The organism is Kitasatospora sp. NRRL B-11411 (assembly GCF_000721345.1).
In the GTDB taxonomy this organism is placed as follows: domain Bacteria; phylum Actinomycetota; class Actinomycetes; order Streptomycetales; family Streptomycetaceae; genus Kitasatospora; species Kitasatospora cineracea.
This window is the reverse complement of sequence record NZ_JOGH01000218.1, coordinates 1-5,535: the sequence shown is the minus strand read 5'-3', so window position 1 is coordinate 5,535 and position 5,535 is coordinate 1. Positions and strand designations below refer to the sequence as shown.

5 protein-coding genes and 1 pseudogene are annotated in these 5,535 nt (G+C 71.1%); 1 reads left to right on the top strand and 5 read right to left on the bottom strand.

The genetic code is table 11. The features are described 5' to 3' along the window. Positions 1-99, top strand: a pseudogene (locus tag IH44_RS0138880) (ATP-binding protein); the annotation flags it as partial. 90 nt (positions 100-189) lie between these two features. Here the strand turns inward: IH44_RS0138880 and cimA are convergent. The 5 genes from cimA to IH44_RS0138855 all read right to left on the bottom strand — a co-directional run bounded on the left by cimA (position 190) and on the right by IH44_RS0138855 (position 5,359). Then, complete coding sequence (gene cimA / locus IH44_RS0138875) at positions 190-1,794, bottom strand: citramalate synthase (protein ID WP_030464579.1); 1,605 nt, start codon at positions 1,792-1,794, stop codon at positions 190-192. A gap of 332 nt (positions 1,795-2,126) precedes the next feature. Beyond that, positions 2,127-2,270 carry a hypothetical protein gene (locus IH44_RS47055; protein WP_157852623.1) on the bottom strand — a complete coding sequence of 48 codons (144 nt, stop codon included), beginning with the start codon at positions 2,268-2,270 and terminating at the stop codon, positions 2,127-2,129. Positions 2,271-2,390: 120 nt separating this feature from the next. Next, positions 2,391-3,503 (bottom strand): branched-chain amino acid aminotransferase, encoded by a 1,113-nt coding sequence (locus IH44_RS0138865; protein WP_030464578.1) that lies wholly within the window; start codon positions 3,501-3,503, stop codon positions 2,391-2,393. Between the two features lie 174 nt (positions 3,504-3,677). After that, positions 3,678-4,715: a 3-isopropylmalate dehydrogenase gene (locus IH44_RS0138860; protein WP_030464577.1), complete on the bottom strand. Its 1,038-nt coding sequence runs from the start codon at positions 4,713-4,715 to the stop codon at positions 3,678-3,680. Between the two features lie 62 nt (positions 4,716-4,777). Further along, positions 4,778-5,359 (bottom strand): Uma2 family endonuclease, encoded by a 582-nt coding sequence (locus IH44_RS0138855; RefSeq protein WP_198545116.1) that lies wholly within the window; start codon positions 5,357-5,359, stop codon positions 4,778-4,780. Positions 5,360-5,535 lie beyond the last annotated feature (176 nt).

Sequence of the window (5,535 nt, the reverse complement as noted above, 5' to 3'; positions counted from 1 at the left end):
GAAATCCCCATCATCACCCTCGACGCCCGACGACGCGACAGCGCCAAGAGCGCCCTCATCACCCTCGTCGAACACGCCCTCCTCGCCCGACTCCGGTGACGGGGCGTCAAAAGGGGTAATGGACACGCCAGAAGGGGGCGTGCGGAGCCTTCCGCACGCCCCCTGGGCACTTCCTCGCACCCGCCGCCGTTACGGCTGCTGACCGGCCCTCAGCAGCCCGTAGGTGTACGCGTCCTCCAGCGCCACCCAGGACGCGCCGATCACGTTGTCCGCGACGCCGACCGTCGACCAGGTCGCGGTGCCGTCGGTGGACTCGATCAGCACCCGGGTCTTCGAACCGGTGCCGTGCTGGCCCTCCAGGATCCGGACCTTGTAGTCCACCAGCTCCAGCTTCGCCAGCGCCGGGTAGATCGGCTCCAGCGCCGTCCGCAGCGCCCGGTCCAGCGCGTCCACCGGGCCGTTGCCCTCGCCGGTGGCGACCTTCCGCTCGCCCTTCGCCCACAGCTTCACGGTCGCCTCGTTGCCCGCGAAACCGTTCGGGCCCTGCTCGCTGATGGTCCGCCAGGACTCCAGCTCGAAGTACCGCTGCCGCTCGCCGCCGTTCACCTCGTCGCGCAGCAGCAGCTCGAACGAGGCGTCCGCCGCCTCGTAGGTGTAGCCGAGGTTCTCCTGCGCCTTCACCCGGGCCACCACCCGGCCCGCCAGGTCGCGGTCCCCGGTCAGGTCGTAGCCCAGCTCCTTGCCCTTCAGCTCGATCGACGCCCGCCCCGCCATGTCGGACACCAGCATCCGCATGGTGTTGCCGACCAGCTCCGGGTCGATGTGCTGGTACAGGTCCGGGTCGACCTTGATCGCGGAGGCGTGCAGGCCCGCCTTGTGCGCGAACGCCGAGAAGCCCACGTACGGCTGGTGGGTGGACGGCGCCAGGTTCACCACCTCGGCGATCGCGTGCGAGATCCGGGTCATCTCGGCCAGCGCGCCGGCCGGGAGCACCCGGCGGTCGTACTTGAGCTCCAGCGCCGCCGCGACCGGGAACAGGTTCGCGTTGCCGACCCGCTCGCCGTAGCCGTTGGCCGTGCACTGCACGTGGGTGGCCCCGGCGTCCACCGCGGCCAGCGTGTTGGCCACCGCGCAGCCGGTGTCGTCCTGGGCGTGGATGCCGAGGCGGGCGCCGGTCTCCGCGAGCACGGTGGCGACGATCTCGCGCACCCCGGACGGCAGCATGCCGCCGTTGGTGTCGCACAGCACCACCACGTCCGCCCCCGCCTCGTGCGCGGTGCGCACCACGGCCAGGGCGTACTCCGGGTTCGCCTTGTAGCCGTCGAAGAAGTGCTCGCAGTCGATGAACACCCGGCGGTCCCGGGCGCGCAGGTACTCCACGCTGTCCCGGACCATCTCCAGGTTCTCCTCCAGCGTGGTGCGCAGCGCCAGCTCCACGTGCCGGTCGTGCGACTTCGCCACCAGCGTCACCACCGGCGCGCCGGACGCCACCAGCGCGGCCAGCTGCGGGTCCTCGGCGGCCTTCCCGCCGGCCCGGCGGGTGGCGCCGAACGCGACCAGCTGCGCGTGCTTGAACTCCAGCTCGGCCTGGGCGCGGGCGAAGAACTCGGTGTCCCGGGGGTTGGCGCCGGGCCAGCCGCCCTCGATGAAGCCGACCCCGAACTCGTCCAGGTGGCGCGCGATCGCCAGCTTGTCCGCCACCGTGAGGTTGATGCCCTCGCGCTGGGCGCCGTCGCGGAGCGTGGTGTCGAAGACGTGGAAGCCGTCGCTGGGGCGGCTGTTGGCCTCGGTCATGGCCCTGGGTTCTCCGTTCGGTGGAGTTACTGCTGTTTGCCGGGATCGGAATCCGGCTCCACTGTCCAGCATCCCGCGCGCGTCCCCGGTGTCTCCGTCCCCTTGTGGGGTCAGGTGCCGGTCCGGGGGCAAAACAAAAGACCCCTCGCGGGTGCGAGAGGTCTGCGCGCGGGTCTGGACGCTGGTGGTCGCTCCGCGGTCAGGGTGTTGCCGTGGAAGCGGTCACTGCGGACCGGCGCGCCTGCTGCTAATAATCAGCGAAAGCGAGGACACCCTCGCAGTCTTGCACACCCCCCGCCGGACGGGAGGGCCGTCTCGCCATCCGGAACGGGTCAGGCGAAGAGGTCGGCGGTGTCGAGCTCGAACCCGAACGGCCCGGGCAGCGGCAGCGGAGCCCCGGCACGGGCCGGGGTGGTCGTGGCGCAGCCGCCGCGCACCACCCCGGACGGATCCCACCACGGCGGCTGCCCTCGCATCGCGCTGCACCCGGTGAATGTGCCGTCCGGGATGTACCGGCCGCCCGACTCAACGGCCGATCGACGCGAAAGTCACCCGGTCCCGGGCATTCCGCCGTGAAATGCCCGGGCGGTCCGGCGTCAGGCGATCTTGTGCATCCAGCCGTGGGTGTCCGGGGTCTGGCCGCCCTGGATGGCGAGGAGGGACTGGCGGAGCTTCATGGTGACGGGGCCGGGCTCGCCGGTGGCGACGGTCCAGTCGGCGGTGGCGGACTTGACGTGGCCGACGGGGGTGATGACGGCGGCGGTGCCGCAGGCGAAGACCTCGGTGATGGTGCCGTCGGCGTTGCCCTGCTTCCACTCGTCGGTGGAGATCTTCCGCTCCTCGGTGCCGTGGCCGAGGTCGGCGGCGAGGGTGAGCAGGGAGTCGCGGGTGATGCCGGGGAGCAGCGAGCCGGAGAGTTCGGGGGTGACGACGGTGGCGTTCTCGCCCTCGCCGAGGACGAAGTAGAGGTTCATGCCGCCCATCTCCTCGACCCACTTGTGCTCGGTGGCGTCGAGCCAGACCACCTGGTCGCAGCCCTTGGCGGCGGCCTCGGCCTGGGCGACCAGGGAGGCCGCGTAGTTGCCGGCGCACTTGGCGGCGCCGGTGCCGCCGGGCGCGGCGCGGACGTAGTCCTCGGAGAGCCAGACCGAGACGGGCTTGACGCCGCCGGAGAAGTAGGCGCCGGCCGGCGAGGCGATGATCATGAAGACGTAGGAGTTGGCGGGGCGCACGCCCAGGCCGACCTCGGTGGCGAACATGAAGGGCCGCAGGTAGAGGCTCTGCTCGGGCTGGCTGGGCACCCAGGCGCGGTCCTGCTGGACGAGCAGTTCGACGGCCTCGACGAAGGTCTCGACCGGCAGTTCGGGCATCGCCAGCCGGCGGGCGGAGGCCTGGAAGCGGGCCGCGTTGGCCTCCGGGCGGAAGGTGGCGATGGAGCCGTCGGCCTGCCGGTACGCCTTGAGGCCCTCGAAGATCGACTGGCCGTAGTGCAGCGTCATGTTGGCCGGGTCGATCTCCAGCGGCGCGTACGGCGTGAGCTGGGCGTCGTGCCAGCCGAGGCCCTCGGTCCAGCGGATGGTCACCATGTGGTCGGTGAAGACCCGGCCGAAGCCGGGGTTGGCCAGTCGGGCCTCGCGCTCCTCGTCGGACAGGGGGTGCGCGGAGGGCTTGAGGTCGAACGTGATGGGCGCCGGGGTGGGCGTGCTCATGGCTGTCTGTCCTTCACCGTGGGGTTGGGCTGGGCCTTCAACCGTCGGGCGGGGGAAACGCATGACGGCACGGCCCACTGTCGATACTCGCATCCAGAGGGCCGTGCCGAACAGCCGGGAGGCTGTTGCTCGCTGTGAACCGGCCCACCGGCCGGAGATTGTGGTCCCGGCCGGTCAGCCGGATACTCGGGCGGCCAGCGCGTCGCCGACCTCGGAGGTGGACCGGGCGCCGGAGCGCTCGGTGAGGTCCGCGGCGACCGCGGCCTCGACGGCGGCGGCCTCGGCGGGGAAGCCGAGGTGCTCCAGCAGCATGGCGACGGACAGCACGGTGGCGGTCGGGTCGGCCTTGCCCTGACCGGCGATGTCCGGGGCCGAGCCGTGCACCGGCTCGAACATCGACGGGAAGTCGCCGCTCGGGTTGATGTTGCCGGACGCGGCCAGGCCGATGCCGCCGGTGACGGCCGCGGCGAGGTCGGTCAGGATGTCGCCGAACAGGTTGTCGGTGACGATCACGTCGAAGCGCTCGGGCTGGGTGACGAAGAAGATCGTCGCCGCGTCGACGTGCAGGTAGTCGGTGGTGACCTCGGGGAACTCCCGGCCGACCTGCTCGAAGATCCGGGTCCACAGGTGGCCGGCGTGCACCAGCACGTTGTTCTTGTGGACCAGGGTGAGCTTCTTGCGCGGGCGGGCCTGGGCGCGGCGGTAGGCGTCCCGGACGACCCGCTCGATGCCGAACGCGGTGTTCAGCGAGACCTCGGTGGCGACCTCCTGCGGGGTGCCGGTGCGCAGCGTGCCGCCGTTGCCGACGTACGGGCCCTCGGTGCCCTCGCGGACCACCACGAAGTCGATCTGCGGGTCGCCGGCGAGCGGCGACTTCACGTTCGGAAACAGCTTGCCCGGGCGCAGGTTGATGTGGTGGTCGAAGGCGAACCGCAGCTTGAGCAGCAGCCCGCGCTCCAGCACCCCGGACGGCACGCTCGGGTCGCCGATGGCGCCGAGCAGGATCGCGTCCTGGCCCTTGAGCTCCTCCAGCACCGCGTCCGGGAGGGTCTCCCCGGTGCGGTGGTACAGCCGTGCACCGAGGTCGTACTCGGTGGTCTCCAGCTTGGTGTCGGTGGGCAGGGCGGCGCGGAGCACCTTGAGGCCCTCGGCGACGACCTCCTGGCCGATGCCGTCACCCGGGATCACTGCGAGACGAATGGTGCGAGACATACTCGGACAGTACAACCCGTCCCACGGCCTGGGCACGGACCGTCCACCATCCGGACGCGACGTCAGGCCAGCTCGACCTCGACCGGGAACGGGTGCTCGACCTTGAGGCGGTCGTGGAAGATCCCGGTGGGCGTGTAGCGGTCGGTCGCGGGGTCCAACTCGTAGGTGTAGACGACGGGTCGGCCGTCGACGTTCTCCACCCGCCAGAAGTGCCGGATGCCGGCGGCGGCGTACTTGCGGGGCTTGACCTCGCGGTCGCGGACCTGCGACTCGTCGGAGACCACCTCGACCGCGAGCAGGACGTCAGCCGCCAGGCTGTAGGTCTGGCGCTGGCCCGTGTTCCCCTCCTCGTTGACGACCATGAGGTCGGGTTCCGGTCGATTGCGGGCGTCGATCTTGACCGACATCTCGCGCAGCACCTCCCATCCCGGGGGGACCGCAGCGACCAGCGCGTACTCAAGAGCACGCATCACCCGCATGTGGAACCTCATCTGCGGACTCACGAAAACCAGGCTCCCGTCGATCAGTTCCGTGTGCGGCGGGAGGTCCGGCAGCCGGTCCAGGTCGTCGGCCGTGTAGCCGCCGACGGGCGGGCGGAGCCAGTCCGGGTACGGGTCCTGGTCGACGCTCATCAGTGCTCCCATGGTGGGGATTCTGGCCTGTCCGACCAGGCTACCGGGCCCCTTCCCGCCCGGGGTCACCCTTCGGGGTGAGCAGCTGGACACGCTTGCCGACCGGGTTCAGGTGGTGCACGACCAGGGCGTCGGTGAGCGGGGTGTGCAGGACCTGGCCGGGGTGGACGGGGGTGAGGACGGGGGTG